The sequence below is a fragment of the Chlamydia muridarum str. Nigg genome, assembly GCF_000006685.1.
Lineage (GTDB): Bacteria > Chlamydiota > Chlamydiia > Chlamydiales > Chlamydiaceae > Chlamydia > Chlamydia muridarum.
This window is the reverse complement of record NC_002620.2, coordinates 126,426-149,314: the sequence shown is the minus strand read 5'-3', so window position 1 is coordinate 149,314 and position 22,889 is coordinate 126,426. Positions and strand designations below refer to the sequence as shown.

Here is a 22,889-nt window from a genome sequence, read left to right as displayed (position 1 = left end):
GGAGGATTCCAGATGGCGGGCTTTTATGACATCATCTCCCCTAGTAATCAACACCGCCCTCCTGTATGGCTCCTTCGTCAAGTGGGGCGATACATGCCTCAATATCAAGAATTAAAAACCAATCGCCCTCTAAAGGAACTTTTCCTCGACACAGAATCTATTATAGAAGCAACTTTGCTAGGGCCTTCTTTATTAGGAGTCGATGCTGCTATTGTTTTTACAGATATCCTCTCTATTCTAGAAGGATTTGCAATAGAGTATCGCTTTGCTCCTGGGCCAGAGATTATTTATTCCCCCCATCAGCCTTTTGTTTTCACTGAGGATCCTTTTTCTACTTTCTCATTTCTAATTGAAGCTATCCAGAAACTCACAAAACGATTAACTGTCCCTCTGATAGCCTTTGCTGCCTCGCCATTCACTCTCGCTAGTTATCTCATAGAAGGTGGAGCATCTAAAGACTGTTCTAAAACCATAGCTTTCCTTTATCAGTACCCTGATAAATTCGAAGCTTTGTTAAATGAAATTATTAAAGGCACAGCCATTTATCTCCAGCTACAAGTACAAGCAGGAGCTTCAGCTGTACAACTTTTTGAATCTTCTAGTTTACGACTACCTCCCAGCCTATTTTCAAAATATGTAGTCTCCCCCAATGCCAAACTCATTCGATTAATCAAACAGAGAGAAAATCCTCCTGTTAGTCTATTCTGCCGATGTTTTTATCAAGAATTTTTATCTTTATATGCAACAGGTGCAGATACGCTCCATCCTGATTATCACGTAGAACTCTCAGAAATTTATCGCCAGTTAGGAGATCCTGGGTCTATTCAAGGAAATTTCGATCCCGCTCTTCTACTTCTCCCCCAAGACTTACTGATTGCACATCTCGAAACCTATCTTGCTCCCCTAAAACAGCAATCGCATTATATTTTCAATTTAGGACATGGTATCTTACCTCAAACGCCATTAGAAAATGTACAGGCTGTCGTCAAATGTTTAACATCAATTTCAACTTCCTAAAAGGGCTTCATCAACCGGCCCCTCGCTACACGAGTTATCCCACTATCGTCGATTGGGAAGCATCCCAAGATTATGGTTATACAGCCTTAAAAAACCTGGCTGATGAGCACCAGCCTCTTTCTTTATACTTCCACATCCCCTTCTGCCAATCTATGTGCCTTTATTGCGGGTGCTCTGTTGTTTTAAATAGAAAAGAGGAGATTGTGGATCATTACATAGAATCCTTGATTCAAGAAATGCGTCTCACATTCTCTTTGTTAGGAGGGAAAAAGCCTGTTTCTAGAATTCACTTTGGAGGAGGAACTCCTAGTCGTCTATCACGAGCTCAATTCACACACCTATTTACTCATATTCATCAATTTTTTGATCTCTCTAATATCGAAGAACTTGCTATTGAATTTGATCCACGTAGCCTACGAGAAGATGCAGATAAACCCCTATTTCTTCAGAACCTTGGATTTAATCGTGTCAGCCTTGGAATCCAAGATACTCAATGGGAAGTTCAAGAGGCCGTCCGTAGACGCCAATCCTATGAAGAATCCCTCTTGGCCTATAAACAATTCCGTGATCTGAATTTCACAGGTATCAATATTGATCTTATTTATGGGCTTCCTAAACAAACGCAATCGAGTTTCAAACAAACCATTCAACATATTTTAGATATGCGGCCTGATCGCTTAGCCCTATTCTCTTTTGCACATGTGCCATGGGTCAAGCCTCATCAAAAAGCTTTACGAACAAAAGACCTTCCCTCTATGGAAGAGAAATTTGCGATTTATTCTCAATCTCGACAAGCCCTTATCCAAGAAGGATACCAGGCTATTGGCCTTGATCATTTTTCTCTTCCTGATGATCCCCTAACTATTGCACTTAAAAACAAAACCCTTATTCGAAATTTTCAAGGGTATTCCCTTCCTCCTGAAGAAGATCTTTTAGGATTTGGCTTGTCAGCAACTAGCTTTATTCGAGGCATTTACTTACAGAATTCTAAAGATCTTCGTGAATATTCCACGACCATCCATTCCGGAAAACTTGCTACTGTAAAAGGAAAAATCCTTTCTCAAGACGATAAAATCCGCAAATGGGTCATTCATACTCTGATGTGTTCTTTTTCTTTATCTAAGCTCGAGTTTGAGCAACTTTTCCATGAACGATTTGATCTATACTTTGCTGATAGCTACGATCGGTTATGCGGGATGGAAAGTGCTGGCCTAATCCGCCAAGACTCTTCCTCTTTACAAGTCACTCCTCTTGGAGAGCTTTTTGTACGAGTAATTGCTACGGCTTTTGATTATTACTTTCTGAAAAACGTTGCAGAAAAACCGATTTTTTCAAAATCCATATGAAACATGCATTAGTTGTTGGTTCTGGTATTGCAGGACTCTCTGCAGCATGGTGGCTGCACAAACGCTTCCCACATATGCAATTGTCCATCCTAGAAAAAGAATCTCGTCCGGGAGGACTTGTCGTCACTGAGAAACAAAAAGGTCTTTTTTTCAATATGGGACCTAAGGGCTTTGTTGTATCCCATGATGGGAAGCATACCCTCCATCTCATCCAGTCTGTGGGCTTATCAGACGATCTTATATATAGCTCCCCCGCAGCTAAACATCGGTTTATTCACTATAAAAATAAAACTCGAAAAGTTTCTCCTTGGACAATTTTTAAACAGAATCTCCCTCTTACTCTTATTAAAGACTTATTTGCTCGTCCTTATAAACAAGATAGCTCTGTAGAAGCTTTTTTCAAAAGGCACAGCTCTACCAAGCTAAGAACACACCTTCTAAACCCTATTAATCTGGCTATGCGAGCAGGACATAGTCATATACTGTCTGCACAAATGGCTTACCCAGAATTAACTCGGCGAGAAGCTGAGATGGGATCTTTACTACGTAGTTATCTCAGAGATTTCCCTAGAACCGCTCGGAAAGGCCCTTATCTAGCTACCTTACGTTCTGGAATGGAAAGTTTAATCCAAACGCTGCATGATAAACTTCCCGCTACATGGTACTTCTCCACGCCTGTTACGAAAATTCGTCAGTTATCTAATGGGAAAATCTCTCTTTCTTCTTCTCAGGGAGAGATAACCGGAGATATACTCATTTATGCTGGATCTGTTCAAGATCTCCCTTCTTGCTTAGAAGAGATTCCTGAATCTGCACTAGTGAAACAAACCACCTCTTCTTGGGATCTTTCTTGTGTAGCCTTAGGATGGCATAGTTCGCTCCCCCTCCCTCATGGATATGGCATGCTTTTTGCAGATACGCCTCCTTTACTTGGGATCGTTTTTAACACAGAAGTATTTCCCAATTCTCAGCAACCTAGCACGACTCTCTCTCTCCTTTTAGAAGGGCGGTGGCACCAAGAAGAAGCTTACGCATTCTCTCTAGCAACCATTTCTGAGTATCTGCAAATTTATACCCCTCCTCAAGCCTTTTCGCTATTTTCTCCTAAAGAAGGGCTCCCTCAGCATCATGTTGGATTTATTCGATCGCGAAAAATTCTCTTATCCAAACTTCCCCCAAACATAAAAATTGTGGGACAAAATTTTGCTGGACCAGGACTGAACCGTGCAACAGCATCCGCCTACGAATCTATTGCTTCTTTACGACCATGAAGAATCTGCTACTAATAACTCCTTGCATAAAGAACTTGTCACGGAGAGCATTTTCCCTATGTATTCCTGTCTTGAACGCGTTTGGAACAAACGTTTTTCAATATGACTAACAAGTAAAGCATTTCGGCATTCATTTTCCTGTAAAGACTCATATGCATGAGCAAGTCCAGTAACCCAACGCATTTCTAACAATACCCGAATACGTGACTGATCTATTAATTTTGCATAGGGATGATGAGGGTTCTCCCAGTCTTCTCTAATCCCTTCAAAAAGCTTCCGAGATTCTAACTTTTTTCCTAAGAACAAATAGGTCTCAGCTAAATCAATCTTGATTAAATAATATAAATGAGCCCAAGCCCTCATATCTTTCACAGATAAAGAATTCTCAGTAAAACTCTCTAAAGCTTTCACTAACCAAGAGACCTTTCTAATAGGAGCTTCCTCTGATCTCGACTGCAAATAATATACTAAAGGTAACAAGGGGGAGCGCGGGAATAATTCTGGGAATTTTGTTAAATACTCCAGAACTTGTGTATCTGCAGCAAAATACTGCTCCAATGAATACTGTAAAAGATAAAGCTGATCTCCCCATGGCCGTTCGGTAATCCCTAACAGATAATCCTTTGATAAAGGGTCTTCGCTAGAATGACTAATTCCCCATACCCTCCTCAAAGAGGATTGCCATAAAGAAGTTGCTGAGGAGAAAGCATCAGCTATTCCTTGTATTGCACTAGAAGAGTTCTGAGATAACGCCAGAAAACAAAGAAGAACGGTATTCTCAAAAAAGGTCTTATTTTGGTTCTCTGCGCTCCAAGAAACAAAAGATCCCTCGTATAAAGCTCTCCACAACGACAGCTTGCGCTTTAAGATAACATCCTCTGTTTTTGTTAAAACTTCCGTTAGCCGAACTCGAACCCTTCGATCTAATTGATCATACATAAGCTGTTTTATAGGAGAACCTGAAGAATTTTCTCGATGATAACGACTAATCATATCATTAAGAAGGTGCCCATAAAATTCTTCTTCAGATAGCGAAGAAGAATTTTCGAGCACTTTTAACACAGAAAGCCTCTCTTTCCCCTGGGAAGGAAAAAAGTTGTTACCTATCCATTTTACAAACTTTTGATAAGAGAGAGATAAAGGCACTTGTTCTTGAGTCTGCTTCCAAAGCGCTGGATTTTTCTCTAAAGCTGCCAATAAGTATAATCCGACACCCGCCTCTTCTCTTCCCCACCCTTTGTAAGCTTTAAGAAAATATTCTTTAGCGCTCCCATATTGATCCCTGTAACAGGCTAAACATCCCAAATACTCATAAGCCTCCGCTAAAGAAACCCCTAATCGGTCGGCATATTGAATAACGGAAGAAAAAGCCTCTTCTGCATTAGGAAAATTCCCCAAGCAAAACCAATATTTGCCTAAAAAAAAGAGATATTCAGGATATTTTTTGTGGGACTCAATAAAAACGTTCTTCCCAAAGGCCAATAGACGAGCAATTTCTCGTATGCGCGCCTCTTTAAAGTAATGTTCAAGAAGAGAAAAGTAGGCATGCTGAGCATAGACAGAGGTCAAATACTTCCCTCCAGATATAAGGACCTCCAACTCATGCTCTCCAAGAGACTCCTCCCAAGGAAGTTTACTTAAAGCATGTGCAAATAAAACAGCATCGACTTCCTGTGTTCGTTCCAGATTCCCTGATTCTATTTTTTTAATTAATTGCTCGACTGCTTGTACATAACACTCCTCTGCCTCACAATACTCCAGCAATAATTTTGTAGAAGGGGCCCCTTCCAACTCCTTCTCCTTTTCCCATTGCATAGCAAGCACGATTCGCTTTAAAAAAGCTTTCTCTACGTCATAGACTGCTAGAGGAGGAGCACTCTGCCCCGTTTCGAGGCTTTCTTGCAACTCCTCACATAAACTTAAGGCTTCTTCATAATTTTTTTGGTCTTTTGAAAAAAGGATCTCTGCTTTTTTGTTCTCATAGCTGCTATGTAATGTCATACTATACAAGGACAGTAGTAAGTGATCCTGAGAAGAAGAATCATCACAGCTCTCCAATGCACGCACCAAATCCTTCAAAGAAGCTCCTTGAGGATTGAGAGTCTGCCAAGATTGACGGATTCGTCCTTTTACTTTTTGAGGAATTATAGCTGAAGAAAACAGGGGTTTCACAAGTTCGGAGCACAGATCTTGCTCTCCACGCTTCAAACTGCCCCGTATATATTCACAAATTAACCATGTTGCCGTTTCCCAATCTCTTTCGGATAAGGATGTGCTTTCATTTACAATACGCCCAATAAAAGCATCGAAAATAGGGAAAAGTGGTTTACCATCTTGCATAGCCTTGCGAACATTTGCACACTGGTGTCCAAAAGAAAGGGGCTCTTCGGCTCCCAAGCATATTCCCCACCCTAGCAGAAACCATGAACAGCTCCCAAAGATGAATTTGTAAATATTCATACGGAAACACTCCTTTATCCTTCTTCAAAGAAGATTACCTCTCATCACAAGGGCATCTTAATGGTCCCTTTAGATCAAAAGCTTCCTCTATAAAAAACCCTATCCAGACCCTATGCAGCACATTGTTTTATAAAATTTTTTTCTGTCATTGAAAAAAATAACTTATTGATAAACAGAGCGGTACACAGAACTTGTCAACAAACAGGCTGTGAGATCCTTACCTAGATTCTAGAAAATGGTTGCATGAATTTGAACAAACAAACTAATTAAAAATTAAAACTAAAAAAAATAGTTTAAAACAACGACTAGAGGATATTTTTTCATGGCGCTAAAAGATACGGCAAAAAAAATGACAGATTTGTTGGAAAGTATCCAACAAAACTTGCTAAAAGCGGAAAAAGGGAATAAAGCCGCAGCACAGCGAGTTCGTACTGAATCCATCAAATTAGAAAAAATTGCGAAAGTTTATCGCAAAGAGTCCATTAAAGCAGAAAAAATGGGCTTGATGAAAAGAAGTAAAGTAGCTGCTAAAAAAGCTAAAGCTGCTGCTAAAAAACCTGCCAAAGCCACTAAAGTTGTAACGAAAAAAGCTTGTACAAAAAAAACTTGCGCTACTAAGGCAAAAGCTAAACCAGTAAAAAAAGCCGCTACTAAAACGAAAGCTAAAGTGACGAAAAAAGTTCGTTCAACAAAAAAATAAACTCTTAGCGCTTTCTTTTTTTGTAGAGGGCACTTTTAATCAACAGGGCCCTCTTTTCTCTTCTCATTGATTGCTTCTCTTTTTTTTGCTATCCTTCCTGAGCTGTAATAACGGCACACCTTCGCAAATTAAAACTTCGCACCTCCTTTTAGAGGTAAAACCTTTTGTTTTCTTAGGGATTTGAGTTGCTGGCCTGCCATCATAACTGTAAACATTTTGGAATCTGTGGAGGCTGTTCGTCTCCTCAAACGGAATATGAGCTCTCTTTAAAAGCTAAAGAACTCGCTCTTCATAATTTATTTTCTCCTCTTATACCTTCTCAAAAAATTCTTCCGGTGATCCCTTGTTCTCCAATTCTTCGCGGAAGAAATAAGATGGAATTTTCTTTTTATCAAACAGTCGATGGAGAAAAAACCTTAGGATTTATCTCCCCATCAAAACCTAAAAAAGGCATCCCTATTACTGAATGTCTCATGATCGATGAGCGCGCTATCGATATCCTTAACTATACTCGTTCCTGGTGGGCTACTCATCCTGAATTATCGGCCTACTATCCTCCATTAAATAAGGGCTCTCTGTGCACTCTCACTGTCCGAATAGGCAATGTCTCTAATGATTTTATGATCATTCTAACCACATCGGGAAGAGAGGAGTTTGCTGTACCTCTAAGTGTGATCCAGGAATGGCAGAAGACTCTTTTAGATTCTGGCTTACCGATTACCTCTATTTTTTGGGAAGAGAAGCTCTCTGCGCGCAATTCTCCGACCACTTTCCGAACAACTCACCTTTATGGAGAGCAATTCCTCAAGCAACAATTATCCATAGAGGGTCGTTCTAATATTTTTCATGTCCGTCCACGAAGCTTTTTCCAACCGCAAAGCCGACAAGCAGAAAAAATTATTCAAACTATTAAAGACTTTATTTCTCCTACAGGAGAAGAGACTCTCTTAGATTTATATTGTGGAGCCGGAACTATTGGAATTTCGCTCTCCCCTTATGTGAAAAAAATTATTGGAGTAGAACTGGTGCCAGATGCAGTTGCTTCTGCCCAAGAGAATATTCAGCTTAATTCTGCAAATATGGAAGTATTTCTGGAAGATGCAAAACAGTTTGTAGACGCCATGAGCACCTTCCTCCCCTAGATATTGTGGTCATTGATCCTCCGCGTTGTGGCATGCAAAATAAAGCTTTAAAATATCTTTTGCGCATGTCTCCTAAGAAAATTATTTATGTTTCTTGCAATCCCCTTACACAAATTAGCGAATGTTCCATTCTTGTAGAACATGGGTATCAGCTTCAACGCATGCAGCCTATTGATCAATTCCCTCATACTCACCACCTAGAAAATGTTGTGCTATTGGAAAGGCTTTCTTTTTAAGAAAGTCTTATCACTGATAGCATTACTCCTGGAAAAGGATTGATCCCCCTATGTTCCTGTGTTAACCTATCCTTTTTAACCCTAATAAAAGGTACCTTGATGTTCTCTCGTGTGTTGTTTAGTATCCTTTTCTTTCTAGGATGTTGCCCATCTTTATTTGCAGATGTTGATTCTCCTCAACGAGCAACATTTGGACAGCCTGCAGTGATGTTAGGAATTGCTATCGTCTTTTTCTATTTTATCTTATGGCGACCAGAACAAAAACGCCGCCAAGCTATGGAAAAAAGAAAAAGCGAGTTAGCAGTTGGAGATAAAGTGACTGCTATGGGCATCGTTGGAACGATTGCCGAAATCCGTGAACACACTGTTGTTCTGAATATCGCTTCTGGAAAAATTGAAATCCTTAAAGCAGCTATTTCAGAAATTTTTAAGGCTGAAAAATAAAATTGAATCCCTTTGAGCGAAGCCCAAAGAAAGGGCTTTGCTTCCTAGTAATAAAACTCTAAAAAACTCCATTGATTTTTTATGAAGTAAACTATAAGTTGACGCTACAGTCTCGTTGAAATTCCAGGGATTCTTATAATTATGTCTTGGCTTTCAAGCCTGTACCCTATTTTTATTGCTTCTACCGCATTTTGTGCTTTAGGCCTTCTTCTTGTAGCCATCATCCTTCTTTCCAGGAAATTTCTTATCAAAGTGCATCCCTGTAAACTGAGAATCAATAATGATGACTCTCTTACTAAAACTGTAGATAGCGGAAAAACGCTCCTTTCCTCTTTGCTTGATTCTGGGATTGCTATCCCTTCTCCTTGCGGAGGAAAAGCCGCATGCAAGCAATGTAAAATTCGCATTACAAAAAATGTCGATGAGCCATTAGAAACGGATCGCTCTACCTTCTCAAAGCAACAGTTGGAACAAGGCTGGCGACTTTCCTGCCAAACGAAAGTACAACATGATATGAACTTAGAAATTGAAGAACGTTATTTCAATGCTTCATCCTGGGAAGGCACAGTTGTATCAAACGAGAATGTTGCGACCTTCATTAAAGAACTTGTTCTGTCTGTAGATCCCGCACGTCCTATTCCTTTCAAACCTGGGGGATATCTGCAAATTACCGTTCCCTCCTATAAAACTAATACCTCTGACTGGAAACAGACTATGGATCCCCAATATTATAGTGATTGGGAAACCTTCCACCTCTTTGATAAAGTGATTGATCACCAATCTTTGGATGCCAACTCTGCAAATAAAGCATATTCTCTAGCTTCTTATCCAGCAGAGCTCCCTCTTATCAAATTTAATATCCGTATCGCAACGCCTCCATTTATAAATAAATCCCCTGATCCAACGATTCCATGGGGAGTCTGTTCCTCCTATATATTCTCCCTCAAGCCAGGTGATAAGGTAACTGTATCTGGTCCTTATGGCGAATCATTCATGAAAGAAGATAACCGTCCTGTTATCTTCCTAATTGGAGGAGCTGGCTCCTCTTTTGGAAGAAGCCATATTCTTGATTTATTATTAAGCAAACATACAAACCGAGAGCTTACGTTATGGTATGGTGCCCGCTCTCTTAAGGAAAATATTTATCAAGAAGAGTATGAGAAATTAGAAAAGGAATTTCCTAACTTTCACTACCATCTTGTTCTATCTCAACCTTTGCAGGAAGACTTAGATAAAGGATGGGACAGTAAAGACCCAATCAAAACGAACTTTTTGTTTAAAGCTTTTGAGCTCGGACAACTGAGCAAGCTTCCCAATCCAGAAGACTATCTATACTATGTTTGTGGTCCAGCACTTCACAACAGCAGTATTCTTACTTTACTTGATAACTACGGAGTTGAGCGGTCTTCTATTATCCTGGATGATTTTGGAAGCTAATCTTCCTTGTGGCAATCCTAGCCCCCCATCTTGATATCCCTAAAGTACCAATAAGATATCCTTTCCCCCTGCATAGAGTTCTTCTAGTTTTCATTCTTTCGCTACAGCATTGTAGATATTGTTCGCTATGAATCTTCTTTCTATAAATCAACCATTTAGTCGTAATAAATATCGTTAGGAGAGTTTTGCTTATAATCCTAAAGAGAAAACAGAGTAAATCTCCTCCTCTCTCTGTTAAATCACACAAAGATTGTTTACAGATCCGTTCTTCCAAAAAAGAAAACATTTTTTTCCCTAGATACTGATTCGAAAGAGATAAAACATTTGAAAACAAGCGGTAGAGAGTCTCTATATAAGAAGATGGAAACGTCTTGATACAAAAAAAGGGGGTAGCAGCTAGATATCTGTTACCCCCTTTTCTTTTTAGTCTGTGACTAAGATATTCTGTAATAAAATGCTTGGCAACGACCTACTCTCCCATACTCTTGTGTATAGTACCATCAGCGATCAGAGGCTTAACTTCTGAGTTCGGAATGGTATCAGGTGTTTCCCTCTCTCTATTATCACCAAGCTAATCCTGGTATCGTTCTTCACGTATACTAATAGACGCTTAAAAGCCTGTCTTATACGCACTTGCATTCTCTATATCTTCTTTATTGTCTTCGCCTTTCGGCTCTTCCAATCATAAAAAGACCAAGTCTTTGGACTTATTAGTATTGGTTAGCTGAACACATTACTGTGCTTACACCTCCAACCTATCAACCACGTAGTCTACATGGAGTCTCATTGGGATACCTTATCTTGAGGGAGGCTTGGCATTTAGATGCTTTCAATGCTTATCCTTTCCGAACTTAGCTACTCGGCTATGCTCTTGGCAAAACAACCGACACACCATTGGTTCGTCCATTCCGGTCCTCTCGTACTAGGAACAGCTCCTCTCAAGTATCCTGCGCCCACGAAGGATAGAGACCAAACTGTCTCACGACGTTTTGAACCCAGCTCGCGTACCGCTTTAATTGGCGAACAGCCAAACCCTTGGGACCTTCTCCAGCCCCAGGATGCGATGAGCCGACATCGAGGTGCCAAACCGCCACGTCGATATGAACTCTTGGTGGCGATCAGCCTGTTATCCCCGGAGTACCTTTTATCCGTTAAGCGACGGCGATTCCACTTTCCACCGCCGGATCACTAAGCCCGACTTTCGTCTCTGCTCGACTTGTTGGTCTTGCAGTCAACCTATCTTATACCTTTACGCTCTACTCGTGATTGCCAACCACGATGAAATAAGCTTTGGGCTCCTCCGTTACTTTTTAGGAGGATACCGCCCCAGTAAAACTGCCCGTCTGGCAATGTCCATCTTCCAGATTCATGGAATAATGTTAGATTCCCAGCTTGTTAAGACCAGTATTTCAACGTTGACTCCCACCCTCCTGACGAAGGGTGTTCTTAGTCTCCTGGCTATCCTACACATAACAAACCAAAAATCAATACCAAAGTACAGTAAAGGTTCACGGGGTCTTTTCGTCCTTTCGCGGGTAAACAGCATCTTCACTGCTACTACAATTTCACCGAGTCTTTCGTTGAGACAGTGCCCAGATCGTTACACCATTCGTGCAGGTCGGAACTTACCCGACAAGGAATTTCGCTACCTTAGCACCGTTATAGTTACGGCGGCCATTCACCAGGGCTTAGGTTCAATGCTTCGCTTTGCAGCTGACATATCCCTTTAACCTTTTGGCATTGGGCAGGCGTCACACCATATACTTCCCCTTAGAGGTTTGCATAGTGCTGTGTTTTTGCTAAACAGTCGCCTGGGCCATTTCTCTGCGGCCCCCCGGGGCTCATATCGTTCGATAATCACCCTAAAAGGCTCCCCTTATTCCGAAGTTACGGGGATAATTTGCCGAGTTCCTTAACGAAAGTTATCTCGCGCGCCTTAGAATACTCATCTCGCCCACCTGTGTCGGTTTTGGTACGGTCACCATCAACAGCTAGAAATTATTTCTTGAAAGCCTCGCTCCACACCATCGGTTCCTCCGAAGATTCCCCTTGATCGCGACCTGATCTTATGTTAGCGGATTTGCCTACTAACCGTTCTCATCGCTCTACGGACACTTCCAATCGTCCGCGTGCTTAACTTACTCCGTCATTCCTTTGCTATAGTTTTAGGTGGTGCAGGAATATTTAACCTGCTGCTCCATCGTCTACGCAGTTACGCCTCGACTTAGGGGCCGACTAACCCAGGGAAGACGAGCTTGACCCTGGAAACCTTGGGCTTACGGCGAGGGAGATTTTCACTCCCTTTATCGTTACTTATGCCATGGATCTTCACTAGTATCCGCTCCAGCGCTCCTTCCGGTACACCTTCACTGCTGAATACTACGCTCTCCTACCGCGTGCCATAAAGACACACCCGCGATGTCGGTTTTATGCTTAGCCCCGTTTATTATCGGCGCAATGATTCTCGATTGGTGAGCTGTTACGCACTCTTTAAATGATTGCTGCCTCTAAGCCAACATTCCAACTGTCTTAGAATCATCACTTCCTTACTCACTTAGCATAAAATTAGGGACCTTAATCGGCGGTCTGGGCTGTTCCCCTCTCGACAACGAAGCTTAGCCCCCGCTGTCTATCTCCCGGACTCGCTCTTGGTATTCGGAGTTTGATTTCCGTTGGTAAGCCGGTAGGCCCCCGCTAGAATTCAGTGCTCTACCCCCAAAAGCTTATTATCCGAGGCTAACCCTATAGTTATTTCGGAGAGAACAAGATATCTCCAAGTTTGATTGGCCTTTCACCCCTATTCACAACTCATCCAAACCTTTTTCAACAGGTACTGGTTCGGTCCTCCACATAGTTTTACCCATGCTTCAACCTGGTCATAAATAGCTCACTTGGTTTCGTGTCTAAACCAAACGACTAAACGCTCTTTTAAAACTCGCTTTCGCTTCGGCTCCGGAATGTACATCCCTTAACCTCGCCGTTTAGCTTAACTCCCTGGCTCATCATGCAAAAGGCACGCCGTCAACCTCGACCCCGTTAAAGGGACATAGGTCTTCGACCGCTTGTAAGCTACTGGTTTCAGGTTCTATTTCACTCCCTTAACAAGGGTTCTTTTCGCCTTTCCTTCACAGTACTGGTTCACTATCGGTCATTGACTAGTATTTAGCCTTGGAGAGTGGTCTCCCCAGATTCAGACTAGGTTTCACGTGTCTAGCCCTACTCAGGTGTTGAGGTCGGTCTTGATCTCCTTTCGTCTACGGGACTATCACCCTGTTTCATCCACCTTTCCAGATGTGTTCAACTAGGAATCTTGATCCTTTATCCCCAATCCTACAACCCCGAACTATAAGTTCGGTTTAGGCTCTTCCCCTTTCGCTCGCCGCTACACAGGGAATCTCTTCGATTTCTTTTCCTCTGCTTACTAAGATGTTTCAGTTCAGCAGGTGTTGCTTTGCATACCTATGTATTCAGTATACAATGGTAGACTATTACTCTACCGGGTTTCCCCATTCGGACACCTCCGGGTCTTTGCTTATTACCAGCTCGCCGGAGCTTTTCGCAGGTATTCGCGTCCTTCATCGCCTGTCAATGCCAAGGCATCCACCAATAGCTCTTATCAACTTGGTCTGTAAATTTCATAGATCCATGCAAGTACTTCACCTAAAGACAAATACTCTTAAACGTCTATTATTATGCGTGAATTATACTTGTTACCATGATTATTTCTTTACAATAACATACTTGATCACAAACTGTATGTTTCGTCCTCTTCGCGCCACCTTAACAACGCAAATGAAATAGAATGCCTGCTCTTACATATAAATGCTTGCTCAACCTAGTAAGAAACCTTCTCAGGCTTCTTCCTTATCCTTAAAAGGAGGTGATCCAGCCCCACCTTCCGGTAGGGCTACCTTGTTACGACTTCATCCCAGTCATCAGCCTCACCTTGGGCGCCTCTCCCCCTTGCGGGTTGAGTCAACGACTTAAGGTAAAACCAACTCCCATGATGTGACGGGCGGTGTGTACAAGGCCCGGGAACGTATTCACGGCGTTATGGCTGACACGCCATTACTAGCAATTCCGACTTCATGTAGTCGAGTTGCAGACTACAATCCGAACTGGGGCCAGCTTTGAGGATTTGCTCCATCTCGCGATCTTGCTACCTTCTGTACTGGCCATTGTAGCACGTGTGTCGCCCTGGGCATAAGGGCCATGCTGACTTGACGTCATCCTCGCCTTCCTCCTGGTTAACCCAGGCAGTCTCGTTAGAGTTCCCACCCTAAGTGCTGGCAACTAACGATAAGGGTTGCGCTCGTTGCGGGACTTAACCCAACACCTCACGGCACGAGCTGACGACAGCCATGCAGCACCTGTGCATATGTCCTTGCGGAAAACGACATTTCTGCCGCGGTCATATGCATGTCAAACCCAGGTAAGGTCCTTCGCGTTGCATCGAATTAAACCACATGCTCCACTGCTTGTGCGGGCCCCCGTCAATTCTTTTGAGTTTCACCCTTGCGAGTGTACTCCTCAGGCGGCATACTTAACGCGTTAGCTCCGACACGGATGGGGTTGAGACCATCCACATCAAGTATGCATCGTTTACGGCAAGGACTACCAGGGTATCTAATCCTGTTTGCTCCCCTTGCTTTCGCGCCTTAGCGTCAGGTATAAATTAGAAAAGCGCCTTCGCCACTGGTGTTCTTCCACATATCTACGCATTTCACCGCTACACGTGAAATTCCCTTTTCTCCATCTACCCTCTAGAAAAATAGTTTTAGATGCCGATTCGGGGTTGAGCCCCGAGATTTGACAACTAACTTACCTTTCCGCCTACACGCCCTTTACGCCCAATAAATCCGATTAACGCTAGCACCCTCCGTATTACCGCAGCTGCTGGCACGGAGTTAGCCGGTGCTTCTTTACCTGGTACGCTCAAATCCAACGGGTATTAACCGTCTTCTCTTATTCCCAAGCGAAAGTGCTTTACAACCCTAGAGCCTTCATCACACACGCGGCGTCGCTTCGTCAGACTTCCGTCCATTGCGAAAGATTCTCGACTGCAGCCTCCCGTAGGAGTCTGGGCAGTGTCTCAGTCCCAGTGTTGGCGGCCAATCTCTCAATCCGCCTAGACGTCATAGCCTTGGTAGGCCTTTACCCCACCAACTAGCTGATATCACATAGACTCTCCCTTAACCGAAAGGTCCGAAGATCCCCTTCTTTAACGTAATTTAGATGCCTAATCTACGCCACATTCGGTATTAGCGGCCGTTTCCAACCGTTATTCCCAAGTTAAGGACAAATTATCTATGCATTACTAACCCTTCCGCCACTAAACAATCACCGAAGCAATTGTTCCGTTCGACTTGCATGCCTCATCCACGCCGCCAGCGTTCAATCTGAACCAAGATCAAATTCTCAGAAAAAAATATACTTTGATTTATTAACGGGTTTTCTTAATTCCTTAAGAAATCCTCACAAGCATTTATACTGGCTTGCATTCTATCTCATTTGCATTGTTAAGAAAGGCTCACACTCTCGCGTAAACCCTTTTTGCGCCTCCTCATCATCGTGAGAAGTGTTCTTTTCAAACCTTCGTTCGAAAGAAAGCAACATCTTATATCAACCTCTATTTTTTCTGCATCTATTTTTTCTCAACTTTCCCTAACCCACTCCTCCTTACAAAAACCTTTTCCTCCTCACAACACCTCCTCAACCTCTTTTTATACAAAAAAATTTGCCCATTTTTTTTCATTCTCTTACTTCATCTACCACTCTTGTTGCGCAATCACTTGCTAATCAAAAAACTTTTTTGCCTAATCCAAGGCAATCTATTACTATCCCCCTCCAAAAAAAACAGCGCGATAGATTTTATTCACCTTCATCTTCCATAAAAACAATCCCTCTATTATACTGCTTTTTCCCCAGCATGAAGCGCCTGCACGCTACATCAGTTGGGGAAGTTTTGCCGTGGCGAACGTAGCTCAGTTGGTTAGAGCGTCGGATTGTGGTTCCGAAGGTCGCGGGTTCGAACCCCGTCGTTCGCCCTTCTTTATTGTTTCCTAAAAAGACTGCTTCGATTCTTTTGTTTTTCTTGTTATAACAAGCTACACATGCGCGTTGGAATATTGCGCTTTATCAACAAGCCATATCTCCATACGAATGCTATTCCTTGTAAGAGTCCGTATCAATGTACAGTGTATAAGAGAGGAATCATGAGAAAAGAACGAAAGAAAGCCAGCGTTTCTCTTTCTCCACAAACAGTCTTTGCTATCAAAACCTGCATCTATCTAGCCTTGGCCTGTTTCTCAGGACTTAGTTTATGGAGCTTTCAGCATAACCAACCTTACACGCAAAATTGGATAGGTTTGCTCGGATGGTCTCTTAGTTCTTTCCTATTATATAACTTTGGAGTAGCCGCCTTTCTAATCCCTCTTTACTTCGGCTTTCTTTCTTTCTTGAATATGAAAAAAACTCCCGCCCCACTAGCCTTTAGAAAGGCGGTAGCTTTCGGCACTGTTCCTGTTTGTTGCGCCATACTGTTATCCATGGTTTCTCCTGCACAAAATCTTCCCCAGTTTTTGGCTACAAGAGTTCCTATGGTTGTTATGGACCTTCAACCTCCAAAAGCTTATTTAGGGGGCATTCCTTTTTACCTGCTATATGATGGGAACTCTTTTTCCTTAAAACTATTAATTGGCGCAGTGGGAACTGGATTAATTTTTCTCGCTATATTGCTTTGCGCAATCTGCTACCTTATTCCCAAGTCTTTTGTGTTAAAAAAAAAAGCACTTCTAGACGCTCTCCTCAAATTTCTCAAAAACAAATCTTACGCATGTTGGAGCGCCTGCAAAAAGCTTTTAAAAAATCTTGTTAATAATAAGTCCTATTGTCCCGAGCCTTCACTTCGAGTACCCGCTCCATCTTCTTTCGCCAAAAAAGAAGTTTTAAAACTTCCAACCCCCGTGATTTCCCTCCCTCTGGAAAATAAAGACCTCCATGATGGCGACTCCTCTAATCGCACTATTTTTCTCTCTCCACCACATCCTGCGAAAAGAACTCTGGCTCCTCAAAAGAAACCGGATCTTCCAGACCTTTTACAAAAAAGAACTTCTTCAACGCCTATACCATCTTCATCGCCATCTCCCTTTATAGTGGCAGGAGAGGCTCCCGATTTACCGCAATACCATCTGTTAAGTAAACGGAACATACGACGGCCGGAATCGCTTTTAGAAGAATTAAAAAAGAAAGCCGCTATTTTACAACAAACTTTGGCAAGTTTTGGCATAGATGCTTCCATTGGGAACATTTGCTCCGGCCCCACCCTTGCAGCATTTGAAGTTCTCCCTAATACAGGAGTTAAAGTACAGAAAATCAAGGCTCTAGAAAATGATATCGCGTTAAATTTACAAGCTTCCAGCATTCGCATTATTGCTCCAATCCCAGGGAAGGCCGCTGTTGGAATTGAAATCCCTAACCCAGATCCCCAACCTGTAAACTTCCGTGATTTACTAGAAGACTACCAAAAAGGTACCCAGAGACTTCAAGTTCCTTTGCTCCTTGGAAAAAAAGCTAATGGAGATAATTTTTGGACTGACCTAGCAACCATGCCTCACTTAATTATTGCCGGGACCACTGGATCTGGAAAATCTGTCTGTATCAACACAATTGTCATGTCTCTCATCATGACTTCTCCCCCTACAGATGTTAAACTTGTGATTGTAGACCCTAAAAAAGTAGAATTGACTGGTTACTCACAGCTCCCTCATATGTTAACGCCCGTTATTACGGAGTCCAAAGAAGCTCATAGCGCCTTAATTTGGCTTGTTCGAGAGATGGAGCTTCGCTATGAAATCCTACGATTTTTAGGGCTACGGAATATCCAATCATTCAACTCTCGAACTCGCAATGTAGATATTGAAGCTTCTTACGACAAAGAAATCCCAGAAAAAATGCCTTTCATTGTCGGTATTATTGATGAGCTCTCAGATTTACTTCTTTCTTCCTCTCATGACATCGAAACGCCTATAGTGCGTTTAGCTCAAATGGCTAGAGCCGTGGGGATTCACCTCATTTTAGCAACACAACGTCCTTCTCGAGACGTCATCACAGGATTAATCAAAGCAAACTTCCCGTCTCGAATTGCTTTCAAAGTCGCGAACAAAGTGAATAGTCAAATTATTATCGACGAACCGGGAGCAGAAAATTTGATGGGGAACGGAGACATGCTAGTGGTTTCTCCAGGATCCTTTGCACCTTTGCGCGTACAGGGAGCCTATATTTGCGATGACGATATTAACAAAGTCATTAAAGATTTATGTTCAAGATTCCCTTGTAAGTATGTAATTCCTTCATTTGATACGTACGACGACTCCTCTTCTATGGATCCAGAGAGTCTAGATCCTTTATTTAATCAGGCAAAAACTCTTGTATTGCAAACAGGGAATGCCTCAACAACTTTCCTCCAAAGAAAACTCAAAATTGGCTACGCTAGAGCAGCAAGTATTATTGACCAGCTGGAGGAAGCGAGAATTGTAGGCCCTTCAGAAGGAGCCAAACCACGTCAAATACTGGTCCAACTATCAAATCAGGAAGATTAATCAATGGAAGGCTTTTTCCCCATAGCTTCGGGATCCAAGGGCAATTGCGCCTATCTAGGGACAGAGGCATGCAAAATACTCGTGGACCTAGGGATTAGCAAACAAGCTGTGGTTGATGCTTTGCATTCTATGGACATTCCACCCGAAGATATTCAGGGTATTTTAATCACTCACGAGCACTCCGATCATATTGCTGGACTTAGAAGCTTTATTAAAACCTACAGAACTCCAATCATATGTAACATAGAGACCGCCCGCAGTTTACGCCAACTTTTAGATCTGTGCCCCACTTTTAAAATTTTTACAACAGGGCATAACTTTTCTATGGAAGATCTTCGCATTCAAACATTTAATGTGCCGCATGATGCCGTAGATCCTGTAGGATTTATTTTTCAATATTCTGGAGTCAAATTAGGATTTTGCACAGATTTAGGATGGGGAACATCTTGGATTACACATCTATTATATGATTGCGACTACCTGCTAATAGAATCTAATCACGATCCCGAAATGGTCCTTCAATCTTCACGACCGGAGAGTTGCAAACAACGCATTCTTAGCAAACAAGGTCATATTTCCAATGCAGAATGCGGAGCCTTGCTTCGGCAGGTACTCACTCCCCGAATTAAAAAAATTTATCTTGCACATCTTTCTCTCGAATGTAATACAGCAGAAAAAGCTTTAAACACTGTGTCCTCTGCTATTCAAGATATCACAAATGTTCGCCCAATAATTGCTCAAAGCTCTGGTATCACAGATCCTGTTTTCTTTTCTTCTCCGAGCCTTGTATGACCATTAGCTGCACTCAAGACACCCTATATCTCTCTTTACATGGAGGGGTTGCCTCCGCCAACCCTTATCCCATATCAAGAGTGGAGAAACTTTTACAGTTCTCGTTTCTTCCCCAACTTCAATTCCAAGATCCCGTAATAGAAAAACGAATACAACGACTATGTTACCGAGAAGAAAAACGCCTAGCTATTTCCTCTTTAACAAAATGGTTGGGGCAATTACATAAGCAGCAACTCCGAGCTCCTACAATCCCTCCTGTTGCCATCTGTTGGATTGATGCTCTTATAGGATATGGAGTTTTTGCTCGCGAATTCATTCCTGCATGGAGCTATATCGGGGAATACACGGGAATTTTGCGTAGACGACAAGCTCTTTGGTTAGATGAAAATGATTACTGCTTTCGCTATCCAGTCCCCCGCCATTCCTTTCGATATTTTACCATCGATAGTGGGAAGCTAGGGAACATTACCCGCTTTATTAATCACAGCGATAACCCCAACCTAGAAGCTGTTGGGGCTTTTGAAAATGGCATATTCCATATTATTATTCGGGCTATCAAAGACATTTTTCCTGGAGAGGAACTCTGCTATCACTACGGTCCGTTATATTGGAAACACCGCAAAAAGCGAGAGGAGTTTATCCCTCAAGAAGAGTAATCTCTCTAATCTTGTTCATAAGTGCCCATCAGTTCCGCTGTGGCAAGGATATGTCCTTCCATAGCCTCTAACAACTGTTCTTTTGTTACTCCCTCTTCTTCAGGGAGAACAACGTCCAATGCATAGGCATAGAAGTAATAGCGATGCTTTGCGTCTGGCGGACAAGGAGGGCAATAGCCTATTTCTCCTGCTGTATTTATCCCTTGAACAGCAAAAATTTGAGCTCCCTCTGCAAGATTAGATACTATGGGAGAGAGGTTATATACTATCCAATGGATCCACAACCCATCTTCCCGAACATTGGCAGGGACATCTGGGTCTTCAACAATAAGAGCAAGGCTTTTAGCTTCTGAAGGGATATCAGAAAAAGAAAGCGGAGGAGAGATTCCAACCCCCTGACATGAATATTTTTTAGGAATCGGACGGCCATAAGAAAAAGCCTGCGAAGTAAGTTGCATAAAAGATCTCCTATATTTGAAGAAGAGGCTTGGCCGCTTTTTATAATAAAGCGGCCCTATGCTTGCACTACTGTCTTAAAGGATCAACCTGAGCTGTTGCTTTTTTACGAAGAAGAGCTACTTCATCGCGAGTAGCAATTACCTCCTTAAACAAAGCAATCAAACTGATCGCATTGAAAATTACCATCCCACAGAAACCTAAATCAGATAGTGCCCAGACAGATTGCATGCCTAAAACACCTCCCATAGGGATCACCAATATATAAACAGCCTTTAACCATAGGTTAGCTCGCCTTCCTGGGATCATATATTCTAAACTTTTTTCTGCGCAAGCAAACCATGATAACACTGTTGTATACCCAAATAAGAGCATAGATATGAAGACAACACTTCCTCCCCACATACCTAAAGAGGATTTGAAAGCATGCATAACCATCAAAACTCCTAGTTCTCCGGACTCATAAGCTCCTGTCACAAGAAGAACCATCATTGTGATAGAACAAACAACAGCGACAATTACAGGAGGGAGAAGAGTTACTAATCCATCCGCAACTGGGTTAGAGCTTTTAGAATTGGATTGTAGAATGGAAACCATACCATTTCCACAATCCGTCGCCATAATAGCTCGATTCAATCCTGTTGAAATCACTTGTCCTATCGTATAACCGCCAATTCCTGCAATTCCAGCCTTTATACCTAAAGCAGAAGAGAAAACGAGGTGCAAAGCCGGAAGAATTTTATCACAATGAATCGCTAAAACTATGACGGAGAAAAGGAAATAGAAGCCCGCTACAAAAGGAATTGCTTTCGCAGAAAAGCGGAGAACTCGAGTATTTCCTCCAGCTAAAACAGGATAAATAGAAAGCGCTAACAACACCCCTGCCAAAATTTTTGTATAGACACTATCTGCACACAGAGAAACAATTCCGTTAACTTGAACAAAATTCCCTGCAAAAAAAGCAGAGATTAAACCAGCTATACAAAAGGCTCCAGCTAAGAAACGGCTTTTCATTTTATATCCCAAACAAGCTATTGGTCCTCCAATATATTCCTGAGATGCCGCTTGAAACTGGCGATACTTACATCCAAGGAAAGCCCCTGCGTATTGAACGATTGCTGCCAAAAAAGTAACAATCCAGATCCAAAGTAAAGCTCCAGGTCCCCCATTAACAACAGCGATCGCCATCCCTGCTATATTACCTGTTCCAAAATTACCAGCTAACATACCAGCAACAGCCTCGTAACGAGAAACCCCTTTTCCCTCAGAGACAGAGGGTTCCTGTTGATTACTTAGCATCAAGCGAAAACTTGTTCCTAAAGAAGTGAACTGTAGCCCCCGCAGTTTCCATGTCAATATTCCTCCCAAGAAAAGAATCAGGGGGAACACGCAGAAAAAAGTTAAAAAACTATTAATTTGTTCTAAAAACCGTAACATCGTCCTACTCTTTTATTTTGCATCCGCCTCGGAGGCAAATAAGCGGAATAATACAAAAGCCCCCTTTCTCCTATCTGGGGAAAGGGGGCCTATAGAACAAAGTGGCCTTATATAGTAGGGCTCTGAATTACAACATCGATCAGCTCAGCCCACCTTTCCCCATCAACAATTGAGGTAACGGTCCCCGAGTCTAATCCCAAGGTTGACGCGAACGCAGCAACGTCCGCAACGCTGAAAGCCCCTAAAGATGCTGCTTGAGAGAAAGCTTTGCTTAACTCTGTCATGAAGATATTCCAGACCCAATCGCGTCCTTGCATTTTTTTCATTCCAGCAATCAAAGCAGGATCTTCCGCAAGAGCCTGAAGCAATACAAGAGGGTGTATCTCTCTAATACGAGACAAAGCTCCTTTGATCTCCCCCTGAGCCATTGCCAAAGCAATAGAAGACTTCTCAGCAGCAGCAGACACTACAAAAGAAAGGTCCTTTCTTTCGGCATCTGTCATCGGATCTGCGTAAGACTTAAAGTTCGGCAACACAGGCTCTGGTTTCTCTTTTGGTTTCTTGCGTGAGAAAAATTTTCGTAAGCAGCAAGAAGATTTCTTCTTACAGCCGGATTCCGGCTCTTCGCGGAGTATAACAGATTCCTCTTTTATCTCAGCTGTATTTTTTGCAGGAGTCGATCCATAAGAGCTAGGGCAACAACTACTCAATCCAGAGAGCAGCAATAAAGCCCCAAAACTGTACTTATAGACAAACTTTTTCATAAAACCTACTAAATTAAAAATAAATTTGTAATATTATAACACAAATCTTATTAACTAAGTAGTTAATAAAAGCTTCATTTTTAGCCATAGATTAAATAAAAATCTTAACATCACCTTCTCWACTTAGAATG

General features: G+C 42.1%; 13 protein-coding genes, 1 tRNA gene, 3 rRNA genes and 1 pseudogene. 11 read left to right on the top strand and 7 right to left on the bottom strand.

Annotated elements, in window-relative coordinates; translation table 11 throughout:
• Positions 1 to 12: 12 nt before the first annotated feature.
• From hemE to TC_RS00645, 3 genes are read left to right on the top strand one after another with little or no spacing between them, the layout of a single operon-like run.
• Complete coding sequence (gene hemE, locus TC_RS00655; RefSeq protein WP_010229446.1) at positions 13 to 1,017, top strand: uroporphyrinogen decarboxylase; 1,005 nt, start codon at positions 13 to 15, stop codon at positions 1,015 to 1,017.
• On the top strand, positions 990 to 2,363 hold the full coding sequence (hemN, locus tag TC_RS00650) for an oxygen-independent coproporphyrinogen III oxidase (RefSeq protein ID WP_010229443.1): 1,374 nt from the start codon (positions 990 to 992) through the stop codon (positions 2,361 to 2,363). The genes hemE and hemN overlap by 28 nt, the downstream gene beginning before the upstream one ends.
• The gene (locus tag TC_RS00645) at positions 2,360 to 3,634 is read left to right on the top strand and encodes a protoporphyrinogen oxidase (protein ID WP_010229440.1); all 1,275 of its coding nucleotides are present in this window, start codon (positions 2,360 to 2,362) and stop codon (positions 3,632 to 3,634) included. Before hemN ends, TC_RS00645 begins: the two co-directional genes overlap by 4 nt.
• On the opposite strand, the gene TC_RS00640 is transcribed toward TC_RS00645, so the two are convergent.
• Positions 3,623 to 6,094, bottom strand: coding sequence for a hypothetical protein (locus TC_RS00640; protein ID WP_010229438.1), 2,472 nt, complete (start codon positions 6,092 to 6,094; stop codon positions 3,623 to 3,625). The two genes, TC_RS00645 and TC_RS00640, sit on opposite strands and share 12 nt — an antisense overlap.
• A gap of 322 nt (positions 6,095 to 6,416) precedes the next feature.
• Between TC_RS00640 and TC_RS00635 the strand changes: the two genes are divergently transcribed.
• From TC_RS00635 to nqrF, 4 genes and pseudogenes are all read left to right on the top strand, one after another.
• Positions 6,417 to 6,794 carry a histone H1-like protein HC1 gene (locus TC_RS00635; protein ID WP_010229436.1) on the top strand — a complete coding sequence of 126 codons (378 nt, stop codon included), beginning with the start codon at positions 6,417 to 6,419 and terminating at the stop codon, positions 6,792 to 6,794.
• A 185-nt stretch (positions 6,795 to 6,979) separates the two neighbouring features.
• Positions 6,980 to 8,172 (top strand): annotated as a pseudogene (gene rlmD / locus TC_RS04915) (23S rRNA (uracil(1939)-C(5))-methyltransferase RlmD).
• A gap of 99 nt (positions 8,173 to 8,271) precedes the next feature.
• Positions 8,272 to 8,616: a preprotein translocase subunit YajC gene (gene yajC, locus TC_RS00625; RefSeq protein ID WP_010229432.1), complete on the top strand. Its 345-nt coding sequence runs from the start codon at positions 8,272 to 8,274 to the stop codon at positions 8,614 to 8,616.
• Between the two features lie 141 nt (positions 8,617 to 8,757).
• Entirely contained in the window at positions 8,758 to 10,053 is a 1,296-nt protein-coding gene (nqrF, locus tag TC_RS00620) for an NADH:ubiquinone reductase (Na(+)-transporting) subunit F (protein WP_010229428.1), read from the top strand.
• A gap of 456 nt (positions 10,054 to 10,509) precedes the next feature.
• On the opposite strand, the gene rrf is transcribed toward nqrF, so the two are convergent.
• The 3 genes from rrf to TC_RS00600 all read right to left on the bottom strand — a co-directional run bounded on the left by rrf (position 10,510) and on the right by TC_RS00600 (position 15,479).
• A 5S ribosomal RNA gene (rrf, locus tag TC_RS00610) occupies positions 10,510 to 10,624 on the bottom strand.
• 118 nt (positions 10,625 to 10,742) lie between these two features.
• A 23S ribosomal RNA gene (locus tag TC_RS00605) occupies positions 10,743 to 13,680 on the bottom strand.
• Between the two features lie 246 nt (positions 13,681 to 13,926).
• Positions 13,927 to 15,479, bottom strand: a 16S ribosomal RNA gene (locus TC_RS00600).
• Together the 16S, 23S and 5S rRNA genes form the textbook arrangement of a ribosomal RNA operon.
• 547 nt (positions 15,480 to 16,026) lie before the next feature.
• Between TC_RS00600 and TC_RS00590 the strand changes: the two genes are divergently transcribed.
• The 4 genes from TC_RS00590 (at position 16,027) to TC_RS00575 (ending at position 20,101) form a co-directional block, all read left to right on the top strand.
• Positions 16,027 to 16,100, top strand: a tRNA-His gene (locus TC_RS00590).
• Positions 16,101 to 16,268: 168 nt separating this feature from the next.
• Complete coding sequence (locus TC_RS00585; protein WP_010229403.1) at positions 16,269 to 18,653, top strand: FtsK/SpoIIIE family DNA translocase; 2,385 nt, start codon at positions 16,269 to 16,271, stop codon at positions 18,651 to 18,653.
• A gap of 3 nt (positions 18,654 to 18,656) precedes the next feature.
• Entirely contained in the window at positions 18,657 to 19,445 is a 789-nt protein-coding gene (locus tag TC_RS00580) for an MBL fold metallo-hydrolase (protein ID WP_010229400.1), read from the top strand.
• Complete coding sequence (locus tag TC_RS00575; protein ID WP_010229397.1) at positions 19,442 to 20,101, top strand: SET domain-containing protein; 660 nt, start codon at positions 19,442 to 19,444, stop codon at positions 20,099 to 20,101. The genes TC_RS00580 and TC_RS00575 overlap by 4 nt, the downstream gene beginning before the upstream one ends.
• Positions 20,102 to 20,106: 5 nt before the next feature.
• On the opposite strand, the gene TC_RS00570 is transcribed toward TC_RS00575, so the two are convergent.
• The 3 genes from TC_RS00570 to TC_RS00560 all read right to left on the bottom strand — a co-directional run bounded on the left by TC_RS00570 (position 20,107) and on the right by TC_RS00560 (position 22,758).
• Positions 20,107 to 20,559: a YbhB/YbcL family Raf kinase inhibitor-like protein gene (locus TC_RS00570; protein ID WP_010229395.1), complete on the bottom strand. Its 453-nt coding sequence runs from the start codon at positions 20,557 to 20,559 to the stop codon at positions 20,107 to 20,109.
• 67 nt (positions 20,560 to 20,626) lie between these two features.
• Positions 20,627 to 21,994 carry an alanine/glycine:cation symporter family protein gene (locus TC_RS00565; RefSeq protein ID WP_010229391.1) on the bottom strand — a complete coding sequence of 456 codons (1,368 nt, stop codon included), beginning with the start codon at positions 21,992 to 21,994 and terminating at the stop codon, positions 20,627 to 20,629.
• Between the two features lie 107 nt (positions 21,995 to 22,101).
• Positions 22,102 to 22,758, bottom strand: coding sequence for a hypothetical protein (locus TC_RS00560; RefSeq protein WP_010229389.1), 657 nt, complete (start codon positions 22,756 to 22,758; stop codon positions 22,102 to 22,104).
• Positions 22,759 to 22,889 lie beyond the last annotated feature (131 nt).

Bases quoted from the DNA above. Each gene is read 5' to 3' on its own strand.
- nqrF (WP_010229428.1), top strand. From the start codon at position 8,758: ATGTCTTGGCTTTCAAGCCTGTACCCTATTTTTATTGCTTCTACCGCA.
- TC_RS00580 (WP_010229400.1), top strand. From the start codon at position 18,657: ATGGAAGGCTTTTTCCCCATAGCTTCGGGATCCAAGGGCAATTGCGCC.
- hemN (WP_010229443.1), top strand. From the start codon at position 990: ATGTTTAACATCAATTTCAACTTCCTAAAAGGGCTTCATCAACCGGCC.
- TC_RS00645 (WP_010229440.1), top strand. From the start codon at position 2,360: ATGAAACATGCATTAGTTGTTGGTTCTGGTATTGCAGGACTCTCTGCA.
- TC_RS00560 (WP_010229389.1), bottom strand. From the start codon at position 22,758: ATGAAAAAGTTTGTCTATAAGTACAGTTTTGGGGCTTTATTGCTGCTC.
- TC_RS00575 (WP_010229397.1), top strand. From the start codon at position 19,442: ATGACCATTAGCTGCACTCAAGACACCCTATATCTCTCTTTACATGGA.
- TC_RS00570 (WP_010229395.1), bottom strand. From the start codon at position 20,559: ATGCAACTTACTTCGCAGGCTTTTTCTTATGGCCGTCCGATTCCTAAA.
- hemE (WP_010229446.1), top strand. From the start codon at position 13: ATGGCGGGCTTTTATGACATCATCTCCCCTAGTAATCAACACCGCCCT.
- TC_RS00585 (WP_010229403.1), top strand. From the start codon at position 16,269: ATGAGAAAAGAACGAAAGAAAGCCAGCGTTTCTCTTTCTCCACAAACA.
- TC_RS00640 (WP_010229438.1), bottom strand. From the start codon at position 6,094: ATGAATATTTACAAATTCATCTTTGGGAGCTGTTCATGGTTTCTGCTA.
- TC_RS00565 (WP_010229391.1), bottom strand. From the start codon at position 21,994: ATGTTACGGTTTTTAGAACAAATTAATAGTTTTTTAACTTTTTTCTGC.
- yajC (WP_010229432.1), top strand. From the start codon at position 8,272: ATGTTCTCTCGTGTGTTGTTTAGTATCCTTTTCTTTCTAGGATGTTGC.
- TC_RS00635 (WP_010229436.1), top strand. From the start codon at position 6,417: ATGGCGCTAAAAGATACGGCAAAAAAAATGACAGATTTGTTGGAAAGT.